Here is a 14659-nt window from a genome sequence, read left to right on the forward strand (position 1 = left end):
GTAATTATTTAACACCATTACCAGTTACTCATTGTCAAATATCTTTTTATGGGTCAGTAAAACCTATTTCAATAGCATTATGGGGTAGAGATATTGATAATAATCCTATTAATACTAAACAACATAAATATCGACAATATCCAAGTAAATTATTATTTCCATGACAATATCAATGTTCAACTTATGACCCAGTAAGTTTTCAAGCATTACCAGAAACTAATTATGTATTAACTGTNAGTGATAAATAATGAATAATTTATATAAAAAAATACTTAAATTACAATTAGAAATTGGTAGTACACCTAAAAATGGTTTTAATAAATTTGGTAATTATAAATATTGATTATTAAGTGATATTTTTAATAAATTTAAATTATTATGTAAAGAATTAAATATTGTTATTACACATGAAGATATATTAACAACTGATAGAAAAATTAATTATTTAGATACTAAAGAAGTAGAAATAACTTATTTTAAAAGATATACAATTATTGATTTAGATAATGATAAAGAAAATAAATATTTTGATATACTTGCTTGTGCTAAAAATACAGATATAGCAAAAGCAAAAGGGAGTGCAGAAACTTATGCTTATAGATATTTTTTAATGAATTTATTATTATTAAGTGAAGATGAACTTGACCCAGATAATGATAATGTTAATTTAATACAAAATAATAAACCACAAAATAATTATATTAATAATAATATAAAAATACAAAATGAAAAATGAGAACCAAGTGAAAAACAATTAGATTATTTTGAAAAATATATGATTACAAATACAGTTTTATTTGATGAATGTATCAGAGAAGATATGGAAAGATTAAATCCAAGTAATAATAAAGATTTTTTAATATTAATGGGTGAAAATTATTTAAAAACTTTATTTGATAAATTTAAAGAAATTCGTGAAAGATTTAAAAATTTAAAAAATAATAATAAAAATGAGTATAGAAATTATGAATAAATGTAGAACATGTAATAAAAGAATATTTTTAAGTAAAAATTGATGTCTTAAATGTTTAGAAATAATTGTTAATAATTTATCTGAAAATGTAGAAAATAAATATTTAAATAAAAATAAGGAGAATAAATAATGAATAAAGAAAAATTAATTAAAAAATTAGATGAATATTTAAAACTTACTGGTGATAATTGATGAGCAAAAGCAGCATTTATTAGTATTATAGATTCTATAAAAAAGGGTGAATTTGATAATGAATAAAGAAAAATTAATTAACGCACTGCGTGATAGATATAAATTATTGTGGGATAAAATTACTCAATCAACAAATAGTGATAAGATTTTATATTTACAAGCAAAATTATTTGAAGTAGAAGATTGAATTGAAAAAATAGAAAATGGAGACTTTGATAATGACTAATTATTTACTTTCAATTGACCCAAGTATAAAAAATACTGGATTTACTTTATGAGAAAAGAAAATATATTGTGATACATATAAATATATATGAAAACCAATATTAATTAGTAGTTGTAGTTTTAAAAAAAATGGTGTTGATAATTTTAATAGAGATATGCATTATGTTGTATATGGAACTTTAGAATTAAAAGATGAGTTAAATAATTCTAAAAATAATTTTGATTTAATTATTGAACGTGGTACTTTTCATTCAAAAAATGGAATTGGTTATGAAACACAAGAACATTTACGTGGTTTTATTGCTGGACAATTTAATAAATTAATAACAAAAGATATGTTAATAAGTCCAAGTGAATGAAAGAAATGATATGTAAAAAATGATAAATATTGTTCTGCTATTACATTTGTAAATGGTATAAATTATAAATGAGATAAAAATATTTCTTTGTTTATGTGTGAAAATTTAATAAAAAAAAATAATTGAAATATAAAAATATCAAATCATGATGAAGCAGATAGTTTATTAATTGGTTGATATTATTTAAATAAGGAGAATAAATAATGAATAAAGATAATTTAAAACCATGTAAACATTATATTTATTATAACGTAGAATATTATTATTTTGGAGAATGTGATATGTGTGATGAAGAAAAGGAGAATAAAAATGAGTAAAGAAAAAATAAAAGAATTACATTATACAAAATCATTATGTGATAATTGAGATTGATTTACTGAATGCGAAGGATGTAATATTGGTATATCTTTACATTGTTTATGTTCTATACATTTAAAATGTAATATGTGTGATGAAATTTGTTCAAAAGATTTTGAATGAAACATAAAACAAATTAAGGAAGTTAAATAATGCAAAAACAAAAAAAAGAAAAAGTATTACTTAAATGTATTGTTAAAGATTGTAATAGTAAAGTATTAGTTACTTTAAAAACTTTAAATATAGAAGATAGTGTAATTCAATTTTTTAATATGTGTTATTTTCATAAAAAACAATTTAAAAATAAAATAAAAGAAATAAAAAATGAATGATGATGATATAAAAAAAAAAATAAGGAGTAAATAATGATAATGATAAATTGTACAATAGATGAATTTTTAAATAAATGAAAAAAAGAAAAACATTATGATGTAAGTGTTGGTCATTTCTCAGTTGATGGAGATTTTACTTTAAATTTTAAAAGTTTGCATATTGATAAAAATAATATTGAAGAATTTGAAGAATTATTAAATGATTATAATATTAATAGAAAAATTTGAGAAAAAATAGAAAAATGTAAACAATGTCATCATCATAATTCTCAAATAGAAATTGATGATGAAGATGAATAAATTAACTAATTTATCTATATTTAATATAGAAAATATGATATAATTAATTTATAAAAATAGGTTTCCGTATATTAAATCGTAAGTTAAGAATTCGGTGAGCGTAATTAACTCTAATGTAATAAATAATGAAATATTTTCCTAATTTTTAAAGAAGATAGCCGTAGAAATAAATTTTAATTTATTTTGTAGAGCGGTGATATATGATGAATTTCATGTCTTCTTTTTTTTATTTAAATAAATATAAAAAAAGTTACCTTATTGGTAACTTTTTAATTAGGTGCCAACCTAACAACAGAACAGTAAGAACTTTTTATTTCATATACTTACATAAGTAAGTCTCTTAATTATACATTATTTAAGATTGTGGGGAAATATTATTTTCAAACAGTGAATGCACCAATTAAAAGAGCAATAGTTATCAATAAAACTACTATAGCAATTACACTAATAGAAATTAGAAAAAATTTATTATTATAAAGTTTACTAGTAAATTTTTCTTTTTCAATTTCATGAGTTATAACATTTTTTTTTGTATCCATAATTTACTCCTTGAATATTTTATTTAACTTAATAGTAATATAATATCATAATTATCTTGAATTTAGTACTATTTTATATATATTTGCTTTAATACTATTAATGTAGATTCTAGCATATGCTTTATTATCTTCGCCAATTTTTTCATTAATATATCACATATTTTCAATTTTTCCTAATGTTGCTTGTAAATAAAAATTTCATTTTAATTTTTTATTAAGAATACAATAATTTAAAAAATTATTATTTTCAAAACTATTATCTCATCCATCAATATTACCATTATCTTTTATTTCAAACTTATAACTATTAAAATCATAATGTTTATTAGTTATTCCATATATATTAGCAATACCACTTTCACTTTCTAAATGGACTAGTTGGTTTTTATTTGGATTATGATTTCAATAACCTAATCTAAAGTTATTGTTTGGTTCGTTATCTTGAAAAATTAAATCTTTTAATAAAATTTCTTGTAAACCATCATGTTTTTTTGGATTGGCAAATTTTTCTTTAACAGAAAAATCAGTATATCAATCTTTTAAACCAAAACCTTTAATAAAATTATTATGAATTTCTTGTACTGTTTCAATATCATAATCATAATAAATAGTTATTGATTTATAATATCTTTTTAAATCATTAAAAGACTTAATTAATAATGTTGGGTCTAATAATGAATTTAAATCAATTTCATAATTAACTAGTTTATTTGAATTAGCATTTCATCAATTATCTAAATTATCTTTTACTGGAATTGAACTTGTATCTGTTAATGGTATATCTTTATAATTTAATTCTACTTTTAAATCTGGATTAATAATAATTGATTTTGCTATATTTTGTGGACTTGGTGGTAATATTTTTGATGGATAACTAAAAGTAGTTTCTTCACTTTCTTCATATTCATCATGATTTAATTTATATAAAGTTGTTCAATTAAAAGCATTACCAGTTAAATAACCCATATTATTATAACGAAATTGTGCAACTGATATTTCATTATAATCACCTTGATAAGTAAAAGGATTATCACTATAAAATGTATGTCTTTCTTCACCTTGATGTAAACTTTGAGTTACAATTGTATCAATAATATAAGCATAATTTGAACCATCAATAACTCCATTACTTGTCGGATTTCATTGACATTCAGTATCTTCATTAGTTAATGGTGAAGCAATATCTAAAAATTCTGTATCTTCTGCCATTATATATACTTTATCATCTATTATATGATTAAAAATTTCTTTTGTTTTCTTTTGTGATAAATCAACTGTACTTATTTGTTCTTTTACTTCTAACTTTTTACCAGTTTTAGCATCTCATGGATAAACACTTACTCTATCACTTAATTTCATTGTCATAGCAGTTGTTGAAACATGTGAACCTAACATTTTACCTAATGCAAACTCACTTGAATTACTAAATACATTTAAAGGAATAAATCAATTATTATCATTATTACCAATAATACTTGATAAATTTGAAGCAAAAAATGCACTCATAAATCCATTAAAAAATGGCATATTTTTATATTGTTGAGAATTTTGAGTAATAATAAATCCTACTGGAATACCTAATGTTAAAGCATTTAATAATTTACCTACTAATGGAATTGAACTTAAAGCAAATGGTAATTAAAAGTGTTTGTTTAAATTTATAAAATTTAATAAATCTAAACCTAAATAGTTAGGAATTTTTATTTTATAAAAGTTAATAAAATCTATATTAAGACTTGACATTAACCCTAAATAGGGTTATAATTTTTATAACAATTAATAATTTATTTTAATTTTATCTTTTATTTAAAGAAAATTAAATTATATCCACATTTGAAATACGTCCTTGATTTTTATCTCTATTTAGAAAAAAATATTCATCATAATCATGGATTTTTTGAAAATATTTTGCTAAAATATTAGTGATTTCAGATTTTAGAGTATAATATATAATATTAAAGAACGATAAAATAAACTGCAAATTCTATTTACGTTTAAAAGATAACTTTTATTAGTTATCTTTTCTTTTTTAATAAAATAATGTACAATAAAGAAAAATATAAATAGAAAAGGAATTATAAATATATGCCAACTTGAGCAATTATATCATTAGCCGTTTTAGTATTTGGTAGTATTGTTTTATTTGTACCAATTATGCAAGGAATAGTTTTATGTAAAAAAAATAAAGTTTTTGGTATTTTTTTATTAACTATTTCATTACCTATTATTGGAACTTTTATAGGATGTATGATTATATATAAAAATCAACATCCAGAATTTAAATTCTGAAACAATATAAAAAACAAATTAAAAATTAAAAGAAAAAATAAAAAAATAAAATTTAAAAAAATTAATTTAAAATTATTAATTGATAAAAATTCTTATTGTCAATTAAAAAAATATTGTTCTGATAATAATATTAATATGTCACAATTAGGACAAAAAAGTTTAGAAAATTTTATTGAAAAATTAAATAAATTAAAAAAATAGCAGTGTAATGCTATTTTTTGTTATAATTATATTATAAAAATTAAATAAAAAAATATATGAAGTAATTAATAAAGTTAATAAGTTATTGCTACCACCGTCTAACTTAAAGATTATATTAATTATAGCATAATTTTTTTTGTTTTTAAAGCATATCAAAGGAGATTTTTATGTGCAAGAAGAAAAAATAAAAATAAGAACAATTTTTAATGATGCTAAAAAATTAAGAGAATCATTAGGAAATTATTTTATTCATTGTAAAGATTTTGATGAAATACCTACTAAATTAGGAATGTTAATTTATTTAGATATAACTGAAAATACTTTAAAAAAATGAAAAGAAAAAAAGAGAAATACTTTTTTACAACAAATTAATTGAGCGCATTCTCAAATTGAACACTTAAATTTACAAAGATATTTAAAGTCACATGCCGGCAATTCTTCATGATATTTAGAAAGAGCATATGTTAATAAATATCATTTATCAACAAAAATTGACATCAAAAATAACGATAATACCACCCCTATAGCAATTAGTTTAGAAAATAAGAGTAAAAATAAATGTTAGAACATTTTGGTTATCTTAATGATATTTTAAAACAAATGTATTATAAAAAACCTTTAACTGTTAAAAGAATTGACCAATTAGGTAGTCGTAAATCTGGTAAAACTATTCAAGATTTTGATTTTGAATGTAAAACAACTGTATTACCTAATACAAAAGTTAAAACTTATGTTTTTAGAAATATGAGTGAACAATTATATGATACTTGAAAACAAGGTGGTTAGCCCTAAATACTGGACTACTTTTGGATAGACAGTTTTAAATTTTTATTTGTGAAATTGGTGGTTTTAGAAATTTAGAATGTATTCTTTCGTAATTATAAAACATAATATATTGGTTTACATCATTTATAGCTTCATTGAGAGAAAAATATTGATTTGAACCTTTAGGTAGTCATTCTTGAGATAAATGAGAAAATCAGTTTTCAGATATTACATTGCCACCAATATCATAAGGTTGTTTTTTGCTTAAAATTATTTGCTTATCAGCAGCTCAATTTGTGATGTCTTGACAATAAAATTCGTTGGCGTTATCTGAGTGTAAAATAACGTTTTTTACTTGGTTTCAAGAGAATTGTTGATTTATTTTTTCAAGTGCAGGAAGGATTAAATCTTGATAGGATTTGTTTGAACATGTATTATAGCTTACAATATTATTTGAATAAAAATCAATAATTACAAAAAGATATAATCAACCTTCTTTAGTATTTATTTGTTTAGTGTCCATTGATCAAATTTGATTTGAAGAGGTTGTACTTTTATAATCTTTGTTTACTTTATCCATTGTAGGTATTCACTTATTTGGATTTTTTTTGTTTTTAGGATAGTTATTTTTAGTTTGTTTTAATCCTTGAAGATTGTGATCTTTCATAATTTTTCGCATTTGTTTTGTTGATAATTCTAGATTTAAAATAATATGTTTGTATTGTTTTAATCATTCTTTAAATGCTGAAAAAATTCGTAAATAGCCATAAATTTGTCCTTTTCTTGTAAAATGAAATTCAAGTAAAAGTTGGCATAATTCTTGATATTTATGTGTACAATTACTAATTTGATTTTTTTCTTTTTTAATAGGGTTTTGTTTGTTTTTTACAAAATAATATGTTGATCGGTTTAGTTGAAGATGTTGGCAAAGATATCTAATTGAATATTGGTTTTTGCTATCATCAATAATTTGAATTTTTTGTTTGATATTTAACTTGTTAATTACTAATGCTATTTGTTTAATTTTATCCATTATTAAAAATCCTTTCATGTCAAAATTAGTGTTAATTGTATAACACAATTGTTTTTCGAATACATTCAAGTTTTTTTTAAATTAATGGTCTAGTAAAAAGGGCTAAGTAGCAAGTAGCAAGTAGCAATTAGCATCTCAGAATTCAACATTTTTTCTACCAATCGTTTAGTTAATTCTTTATATAAGCCTCCCTCTTTAAAAACTGTTGTTAAATCCTCAGTATTTTCTAATAATAAATCTACTGCTTTTGATATTGGATCATTGTTATTAAGATTATCTTTTTTAGCCATCTGTAACTCACTCTTTCTAGATATATAAATTATATTTACTAGAATTAATTAAACATAGTTATTTTTGTAAGTCACACAGATTACTAAACATTCCCCATTTTTTTGTGATATTTTCAATTGCTAAGTAAAAAATTTTAAAAACTGCCATATCATTAGGAAAAACTTTTTTATTTCTAATAACTTTTCGTAATTGGCTATTAACAGATTCAATAGCATTTGTAGTATAAATTACCCTTTTAATTTCTGCTGGATAACTAATAAAAACCATTAAATTTTCTCAATTTTTATATCAAGATTTAGCAATTTGTGGATATTGTTTATTTCATTTACTTTCAAATGATTCTAAAGCTTGCATTGCTTGTTCTTCACTACATGCTGTATAAATTGGCTTTAAATCGATAACTAGAGACTTTCGATGTTTGTATGAAACATATTTTAAGCTATTTCTAATTTGATGAACTATGCATAATTGATGTTCAGTTTTAGGATAAACTGATTGTATTGCCTCTGACATGCCTGTTAAATTATCACTACAAGCAATAAGAATATCATTTAAGCCTCGATTTTTCATTTCTGTAAAATTATTTAATCAGAATTTAGCACCTTCATTTTCACTAATTCATAAACCTAAAACATCTTTTTTACCTTCTAAATCAACTCCTAAAGCTATATAAACTGATTTGTTAATAATACGTTTATCCTGACGTACTTTAACTACGATACAATCAAAATAAATGATTGGATAAACACTATCTAATGGACGATTTTGCCATGCTTTGACATCATCAATGACATCATCAGTAATTTGACTAATTACGCTTTCGCTAATATCTGCGCCATCATATAACTCTTGCAACTGCATTCTAATATCTGATAAAGTCATACCTTTTGCATATAGTGAAAGAACTTGTTGATCAAAACCATCAAATCTTCTCTGTCTTTTTGTGATTATTACTGGTTCAAAATTACTATTGCGATCTCTTGGTACATCAATTTCAATTTTACCTTGTTGAGTTATTAATTTTTTTGATGTTGTACCATTACGAACATTGTCATTATTACTGCGTTGATTTCTTTCGTGTCCTAAATAATTTTGCATCTCAGAATTCAACATTTTTTCTACCAATCGTTTAGTTAATTCTTTATATAAGCCTCCCTCTTTAAAAACTGTTGTTAAATCCTCAGTATTTTCTAATAATAAATCTACTGCTTTTGATATTGGATCATTGTTATTAAGATTATCTTTTTTAGCCATCTGTAACTCACTCTTTCTAGATATATAAATTATATTTACTAGAATTAATTAAACATAGTTATTTTTGTAAGTCACACAGATTACTAAACATTCCCTTATCATAATTTAATGGTACTTCGGTCATATTATCACTACCATAATATTGACTTGATGTTTCACTATTAATTGTGAATCTATTATCATTAATTAATCTTGTAGTTTCATTATTAAATGGTGTTTCTTGCATTTCTTCAATATGATTAGTTGTTTCCATAGGTAATAAATTATGAATAATTTCACTTGCACCAGCAATTATGGTAGGTACTGCATAAGCATTCATAAAATCATTATTTATACCCATTGCTACACCACTACTAATCAAACAACCACCAGTAGCCATATTACATATCTTTCTTATTGCTTCAAATTTATTAGGTATTAACTCAGTAATTCCAGCAACCAAATTGGCAATACCATATGAATTTAAAGATATATATGTATCTCAATCCATTAAATGATTATCAATAGTATCATGATTACTAAATAATAAATCTGGTGGAAATGGGTCAACAGTAGTAGTTGTTATTGGATTTTCTGTTGGATTAGGATTAATATCTGCATTAGTAAATTTACTATAATTAACTAAACCAATTGTTCCTAATCCTAATAATATTTTTTTACTACTATTAATTAATTTAGTTTTTGAACTTGGCATTTGATTTAAATTTCAAATATCAATTCCTAATTTTTTACTAAATAATAAAGCATTAATACTTCCTAAAATAGGATTTCCTATTAATTGACCATAATAAGCACTGGTACCAATCATGGCAGATAATGGTGCTATTCCAGTTCTTATTAATTTTAATAAAGTATAATTTGATTGTGAGTTTTCTGTATTTGGCATTTTCTATTCTCCTTTTATAAATTTAAATTTCATATTTCCAATAGTATCTCTATTATTACCGACAATAATTAAATATCCAGTTTGATTATTTTCTAATATTCATGAATAATAAATATCTTGTGGATATAATTTTGGATATAAATTTAATGCTAATAAATAACATAAAGCATCTTCTTTATTTTTTAATAAACTTACTGTTTTACATATTATTTCTTTAGGACTTTTTTCATTATAAAATCATTCAGTTTTAATGTTTCTCATTATTTCACATCCTTTTATGAACTCATCAGCACCGTTTACTACGGTGGACTATAGAATTATAATGTTATCCAAATTTTAATAATTCTATAGTTTCGTTCTGTATAAAATAAAATTTAGGACTTACATTGACATATTTAAATAAAAATAGGAGTTAAACAGGTTATATGTCAAATGCCTATCATTTTATTTAATCTTTTATTATTGCTATTGCTCCTAAAATAAGAGCAACTAAACAAAATAATAATATGATTGCTACTGGTGTAGTTGCTATCACTATTAATAATATTCCTCATCAAGGCATTATTTACTCTCCTCTTTTCATGTCATTTCAAACTGAATTTTAAATTTTCCAAATAAAATAAATGCTAGTAAATTATAAGGAATAGAGATTAAAGATAATAATAAAAATATTGGTAAAATTAATATTCTTAATAAGATATAAAATAATTTCATTAATCAAATTCACCTTTTTATATAAATTCAAGTACTTTATAATAAGCAGTAAGTTTACCGGCTTCTTTTAAAGAATCACATAAACAAATACTAATTTGTTTTTTTATTCAAATAATTAATTTTTCTTTATTCATATTAAATTTACCTTTCACTAGACCTCAAAATTTTCTATAATTTCTTCTTCTTTTTCTAATTCTTTTAATTTAGATAAAGTAGAATTTATATCAGTATTATCAATATTATTATTTGAATTAATAATTTTAACTTCATCACCAGTATTATCTTTATATGCAATAGTTTCTTCATCAATTACTACACCTTGGTCTAATTGAAGTGCTAAATTAATATCATCTTGATTATTTAATACTATAATTGGTGTTTTATTAATTTCACGAATTAATGCTTTAACTACTGTTTTTAAAGCCATTTGGTCAAAAGCAGAAGTTCATATATGATTTAATTTTCATTCTTGATTTTTTTTATTATAAGTTTTTCCATATTTATCTTTATGTTGATTAATTTCTTCAACAGTCATTCCTTTATAAAAATTATTAATTTTACCATTTTTATCTAAAAGTGAAATATAACAATAATAACCAATTGTAGTAATAGTTTTTCTTTCAAAAATTAATGCTGGATTAATTTCTCATTTATTATTTTCTTTATTAAATTTATGTGCTGATGTTATTTTTTCTCTTTGAAAATCAACAACTAATCCAGTTCTTTGTAATAATGTTAATCAACCATCTTCTTGAATTTGAACTTGTAATTCATCACCATAAGGAATTAATGCTAATTCTTTTTTTATAGGATTAATTGAAAGATTTAATTTATATAAATTAATTAAAGCATTAATTAAACTTTGTGGATTCATAGTTTTTAAATCTTTACTAGAATTTATAATCATTTCATAATAATTTCTAAATTTTACATATTCTTCTTTATTACTTTTAATAAAATTAGGAATTTTTAATTCATTTTTATTATTACTCATTATTTTCTTCTCCTTCATCTCAAATTATTTTTTCAGCATTTAATATTTTTAAAATTTCATCTAATTTTTTATTAATTTTTCCTATATGTTTTAATAAAATTAAAATTGATTTATCCATACCAGAACTTTTTTTATCCATTATTTAATAGTTCCTTTCGTTTTTTATTTTTTTCAATTATTAAATCTTTTATATTAATAAAAAATAGAATTAATAATAGAATTATTAAAATAATTGAAGCAATTATAATTAATCCAATGAGTACTCAAGTTATAGGTCAAATATCATTAATTTTAGTAATTAAAATCATTTTTTAATTCCTTTAAATCTATTATCTAAATGTACTTCAATATTTTTACTAGGATTAACTATTAAATGACTATTAATCTCAATTCAATTATTTAGATTACTATCTAGTTTATTAGGTAATTTATCAAATTCAATTGAATTACAAGAATAAATATTTTTTTCTTTAATTGATTTTTCATTAATCATTTTTATTTCTTCTTAATCATTCTTTAATATTATTTTTTAAAATATTTAGTTCTTTAATTTGACCTCTTAAAACATCTAATTCTCATAAATTTAATTGATTTAAATTAATTTCTTCAATTTGATATTCTAAAAATTCAATTCTAGAATTAAGATTTTTAACTAATAATTCATTAAAATTACATTTTTTATTTTTACAATATTCCAATTTATATTCCATTTTTATTTTCTCCTTTAAAATATTTTGTTTTTGCTTCTAATCATTCATCTATTAATTTCTTTGTTATTTTAATTTCTATTTCTTTTTGATTTTTTTTATTAGTTAAATAAACATAAGTTTTATTAGTTGGACTTATACCATTAGCAAGTAACATACAATAATAAGCAGTTAATTGTAATTGAATTCTTTTGAATTTATCATTATCAATACAAGCATAAGTTTTATAATCTACTAAATAATATTTATTTTCATTTTTATCTAAATAAACTAAATCTGGTGTTCCAGCAATTACATTATCAGTAATAGGTTTTTCAATAATAAATTCATAATTATTTTTATCTTTAAATTTTTCTTTTAAAAACATAAGTGATTTTTTACAATAAGAATAATTTATAGTATTAGTTAATGGTTTTAATTTTTTTAATAAATTATTAATAATATTTTCTTGATTAATATTTTGTAAATATAATTCATTAAGTTTATGAACTCATTTACCACGATTTGAAGCATTTTTTAATACTTCTGGTGCTATATGACTATAATCAAAACTTAAATAATTATCAATAATTCTAGAAACAGATATTAATTCTTTATCTTCTAAAAAATATTGATGAGTTTCTTTTTTAAAAATTAATTTACTCATATTTTTTTCTACCTATTAATATTCAAAAACATTTATTACATAATCTATTACCAATTGAAGATTGTTTTCTACATCTATCACAAGAACCAACCATTCTATATTCTCTATATTCCATAATTATTAATCCTTTCATTAATGTTTTTTCTTCTGTACAATGCATATCAATTTCTAATACTAATATTTCATAATGTATAATATATGCATCTTCTAATAAATGATATTTATAATTTTTATGAAAATTAGTAGCCTCTACAAAAGTGCAAAAGGCTTTATATTTTGTTTCAAATGTATAATTAACTTTATATTTTATTAAATAAACGTATGCCATATTTATTTTTCTCCTTTATTTTATTTATTGTGTTATGATATTGTTAATGAGGTATGTATTTATATATAAAACCCCCTATTTTTTTTAAATAATACAAATGTAATTATTAATTAGATTAATGAGTTCTTTACTGAGCCATAATAAGGCTATTCAAATTAATCTATAATTACATTAAGCGATACAGTGTAACATTTTAACTTACTTAACATTAAATGCTCTTTTATACTGATATAGAAGTATTTACATTTCGTACTCACTATTAGACTTCTACGACAGTTTTATGAAGTTTTAATCTTTTAACAAAAAAAGAACGATAGTTATATCGTTCTTTGTTATTTTATGAAACTAGGAGTTAAAGTGATGCGCCCTTTTCTGTGAGTGTTTGTATTTGTTCACTGGTCAGTCAAGTAATTTGTTTTGATGTAATTGCTTTAATTTGGCTTTCTGTAAATGTTTCTATTTGTTCTTTAATGAATGTTTGTATTTGTGTTGTTGTAAACATTTTAATTTCTTCTTTTTTAAATAGTGGAATAGGTATTTCTTTATGCTTTAAAATATAATCAGCGTGTTCTTTATTAACGTAGTTTATTAGACAACATGTTTTAAGAATTTTTTCAAATTCTAGTTTATTATTTATTATTTTTCTTGTTTCATTTAATTGTTTACCTATAAAATTTAAAGGTTCTTCATTGTGGGGTTTTAATTTTCTTGATTCAAACTCTTCTTGATAAATATTGTGATAGTGTTGTAAGTCACTTGAATCCATAATTCTTGCTTGTCCGATAATATATTTTAAAGGGTTACTATCAAAAAACATAGATTCAGCAGCAAATCCAGCTAAATCAATTCGTAATAAGGTATATAAGTCATTATCACTTATATTTTTAATTTGATTTAAAGGTATAAGTTCATCAGATATTGTTCTTCCGAGGTATTGGGAATCTGAAGTGATAAATTCTAACTTTTGAAATTTATTTTTAAATTTAGAATCTAAAATAATTGTTGTATGTCCTGCTTCATGAATACAAGTAATATCTTGATCATTAGATTGTGTACAATCTCTAATAGATATATTTTTTGTTTTTCAATCTTTAATATTTTCTTTATTATAAATTGCTTTAGCATTAGTATTTTGTAATTGATTATTAAAAAGTGGTGTGATTAATAATCATAATTTAAATCAATAATTTGGATTAAAATATTTCATATTTTTGTACTCCTTTTTAAATGTAAAAAAACTCATTTACTTTTAAAATAAAAGCAATGAGTTAAAA

Annotated in this window: 24 protein-coding genes and 1 pseudogene; 11 read left to right on the forward strand and 14 right to left on the reverse strand. The window is 21.5% G+C overall.

What is annotated here, in order from left to right:
* Window positions 1-247 precede the first annotated feature (247 nt).
* From SPIRDC1_RS02790 to SPIRDC1_RS02820, 8 genes are all read left to right on the forward strand, one after another.
* Window positions 248-973: an ERF family protein gene (locus SPIRDC1_RS02790; RefSeq protein ID WP_174480437.1), complete on the forward strand. Its 726-nt coding sequence runs from the start codon at window positions 248-250 to the stop codon at window positions 971-973.
* Window positions 966-1103 (forward strand): hypothetical protein, encoded by a 138-nt coding sequence (locus SPIRDC1_RS02795; RefSeq protein WP_174480438.1) that lies wholly within the window; start codon window positions 966-968, stop codon window positions 1101-1103. Before SPIRDC1_RS02790 ends, SPIRDC1_RS02795 begins: the two co-directional genes overlap by 8 nt.
* Window positions 1103-1231 carry a hypothetical protein gene (locus SPIRDC1_RS10220; protein ID WP_255495900.1) on the forward strand — a complete coding sequence of 43 codons (129 nt, stop codon included), beginning with the start codon at window positions 1103-1105 and terminating at the stop codon, window positions 1229-1231. The genes SPIRDC1_RS02795 and SPIRDC1_RS10220 overlap by 1 nt, the downstream gene beginning before the upstream one ends.
* Window positions 1224-1391, forward strand: coding sequence for a hypothetical protein (locus tag SPIRDC1_RS02800; RefSeq protein ID WP_174480439.1), 168 nt, complete (start codon window positions 1224-1226; stop codon window positions 1389-1391). The genes SPIRDC1_RS10220 and SPIRDC1_RS02800 overlap by 8 nt, the downstream gene beginning before the upstream one ends.
* A complete protein-coding gene (locus SPIRDC1_RS02805; RefSeq protein WP_174480440.1) occupies window positions 1384-1953 on the forward strand; it encodes a hypothetical protein in 570 nt (189 codons plus the stop codon). The genes SPIRDC1_RS02800 and SPIRDC1_RS02805 overlap by 8 nt, the downstream gene beginning before the upstream one ends.
* A 105-nt stretch (window positions 1954-2058) precedes the next feature.
* The gene (locus tag SPIRDC1_RS02810) at window positions 2059-2259 is read left to right on the forward strand and encodes a hypothetical protein (RefSeq protein WP_174480441.1); all 201 of its coding nucleotides are present in this window, start codon (window positions 2059-2061) and stop codon (window positions 2257-2259) included.
* Entirely contained in the window at window positions 2259-2468 is a 210-nt protein-coding gene (locus SPIRDC1_RS02815) for a hypothetical protein (RefSeq protein WP_174480442.1), read from the forward strand. Before SPIRDC1_RS02810 ends, SPIRDC1_RS02815 begins: the two co-directional genes overlap by 1 nt.
* Before the next feature lie 3 nt (window positions 2469-2471).
* Window positions 2472-2738 carry a hypothetical protein gene (locus SPIRDC1_RS02820; RefSeq protein WP_174480443.1) on the forward strand — a complete coding sequence of 89 codons (267 nt, stop codon included), beginning with the start codon at window positions 2472-2474 and terminating at the stop codon, window positions 2736-2738.
* A gap of 374 nt (window positions 2739-3112) precedes the next feature.
* On the opposite strand, the gene SPIRDC1_RS02825 is transcribed toward SPIRDC1_RS02820, so the two are convergent.
* Entirely contained in the window at window positions 3113-3277 is a 165-nt protein-coding gene (locus SPIRDC1_RS02825; protein ID WP_174480444.1) for a hypothetical protein, read from the reverse strand.
* A 51-nt stretch (window positions 3278-3328) separates the two neighbouring features.
* On the reverse strand, window positions 3329-4804 hold the full coding sequence (locus SPIRDC1_RS02830; RefSeq protein ID WP_174480445.1) for a hypothetical protein: 1476 nt from the start codon (window positions 4802-4804) through the stop codon (window positions 3329-3331).
* A gap of 558 nt (window positions 4805-5362) precedes the next feature.
* On the opposite strand from SPIRDC1_RS02830, the gene SPIRDC1_RS02835 reads away from it, so the two are divergent.
* From SPIRDC1_RS02835 to SPIRDC1_RS02845, 3 genes are all read left to right on the forward strand, one after another.
* Entirely contained in the window at window positions 5363-5767 is a 405-nt protein-coding gene (locus SPIRDC1_RS02835) for a hypothetical protein (protein ID WP_174480446.1), read from the forward strand.
* A gap of 169 nt (window positions 5768-5936) precedes the next feature.
* The gene (locus SPIRDC1_RS02840; RefSeq protein ID WP_174480447.1) at window positions 5937-6332 is read left to right on the forward strand and encodes a terminase small subunit; all 396 of its coding nucleotides are present in this window, start codon (window positions 5937-5939) and stop codon (window positions 6330-6332) included.
* The gene (locus tag SPIRDC1_RS02845) at window positions 6326-6553 is read left to right on the forward strand and encodes a hypothetical protein (protein ID WP_174480448.1); all 228 of its coding nucleotides are present in this window, start codon (window positions 6326-6328) and stop codon (window positions 6551-6553) included. Before SPIRDC1_RS02840 ends, SPIRDC1_RS02845 begins: the two co-directional genes overlap by 7 nt.
* Window positions 6554-6587: 34 nt before the next feature.
* On the opposite strand, the gene SPIRDC1_RS02850 is transcribed toward SPIRDC1_RS02845, so the two are convergent.
* The 12 genes and pseudogenes from SPIRDC1_RS02850 to SPIRDC1_RS02905 all read right to left on the reverse strand — a co-directional run bounded on the left by SPIRDC1_RS02850 (window position 6588) and on the right by SPIRDC1_RS02905 (window position 14592).
* Window positions 6588-7583 (reverse strand): IS3 family transposase, encoded by a 996-nt coding sequence (locus SPIRDC1_RS02850; RefSeq protein WP_174479968.1) that lies wholly within the window; start codon window positions 7581-7583, stop codon window positions 6588-6590.
* A gap of 113 nt (window positions 7584-7696) precedes the next feature.
* Window positions 7697-7855, reverse strand: a pseudogene (locus tag SPIRDC1_RS02855) (IS256 family transposase); the annotation flags it as partial.
* Window positions 7856-7913: 58 nt separating this feature from the next.
* Window positions 7914-9110: an IS256 family transposase gene (locus tag SPIRDC1_RS02860; protein WP_174480450.1), complete on the reverse strand. Its 1197-nt coding sequence runs from the start codon at window positions 9108-9110 to the stop codon at window positions 7914-7916.
* Between the two features lie 58 nt (window positions 9111-9168).
* Window positions 9169-9996: a hypothetical protein gene (locus tag SPIRDC1_RS02865; RefSeq protein WP_174480451.1), complete on the reverse strand. Its 828-nt coding sequence runs from the start codon at window positions 9994-9996 to the stop codon at window positions 9169-9171.
* Window positions 9997-9999: 3 nt separating this feature from the next.
* Complete coding sequence (locus tag SPIRDC1_RS02870) at window positions 10000-10257, reverse strand: hypothetical protein (RefSeq protein WP_174480332.1); 258 nt, start codon at window positions 10255-10257, stop codon at window positions 10000-10002.
* Between the two features lie 604 nt (window positions 10258-10861).
* Window positions 10862-11704 carry a RecT family recombinase gene (locus SPIRDC1_RS02875; protein ID WP_174480452.1) on the reverse strand — a complete coding sequence of 281 codons (843 nt, stop codon included), beginning with the start codon at window positions 11702-11704 and terminating at the stop codon, window positions 10862-10864.
* Window positions 11697-11843 carry a hypothetical protein gene (locus SPIRDC1_RS02880; RefSeq protein ID WP_174480453.1) on the reverse strand — a complete coding sequence of 49 codons (147 nt, stop codon included), beginning with the start codon at window positions 11841-11843 and terminating at the stop codon, window positions 11697-11699. Before SPIRDC1_RS02880 ends, SPIRDC1_RS02875 begins: the two co-directional genes overlap by 8 nt.
* 159 nt (window positions 11844-12002) lie before the next feature.
* Window positions 12003-12197, reverse strand: a complete 195-nt coding sequence (locus tag SPIRDC1_RS02885; protein ID WP_174480454.1) for a hypothetical protein — start codon at window positions 12195-12197, stop codon at window positions 12003-12005.
* Window positions 12190-12414, reverse strand: coding sequence for a hypothetical protein (locus tag SPIRDC1_RS02890; protein WP_174480455.1), 225 nt, complete (start codon window positions 12412-12414; stop codon window positions 12190-12192). The genes SPIRDC1_RS02885 and SPIRDC1_RS02890 overlap by 8 nt, the downstream gene beginning before the upstream one ends.
* The gene (locus SPIRDC1_RS02895) at window positions 12404-13057 is read right to left on the reverse strand and encodes a PD-(D/E)XK nuclease family protein (protein ID WP_174480456.1); all 654 of its coding nucleotides are present in this window, start codon (window positions 13055-13057) and stop codon (window positions 12404-12406) included. The genes SPIRDC1_RS02890 and SPIRDC1_RS02895 overlap by 11 nt, the downstream gene beginning before the upstream one ends.
* Window positions 13050-13385: a hypothetical protein gene (locus SPIRDC1_RS02900; RefSeq protein ID WP_174480457.1), complete on the reverse strand. Its 336-nt coding sequence runs from the start codon at window positions 13383-13385 to the stop codon at window positions 13050-13052. Before SPIRDC1_RS02900 ends, SPIRDC1_RS02895 begins: the two co-directional genes overlap by 8 nt.
* A gap of 352 nt (window positions 13386-13737) precedes the next feature.
* Window positions 13738-14592, reverse strand: a complete 855-nt coding sequence (locus SPIRDC1_RS02905; protein ID WP_174480458.1) for a hypothetical protein — start codon at window positions 14590-14592, stop codon at window positions 13738-13740.
* Window positions 14593-14659 lie beyond the last annotated feature (67 nt).

This window comes from Spiroplasma endosymbiont of Danaus chrysippus, from assembly GCF_902809815.1.
Lineage (GTDB): Bacteria > Bacillota_I > Bacilli_A > Mycoplasmatales > VBWQ01 > Spiroplasma_E.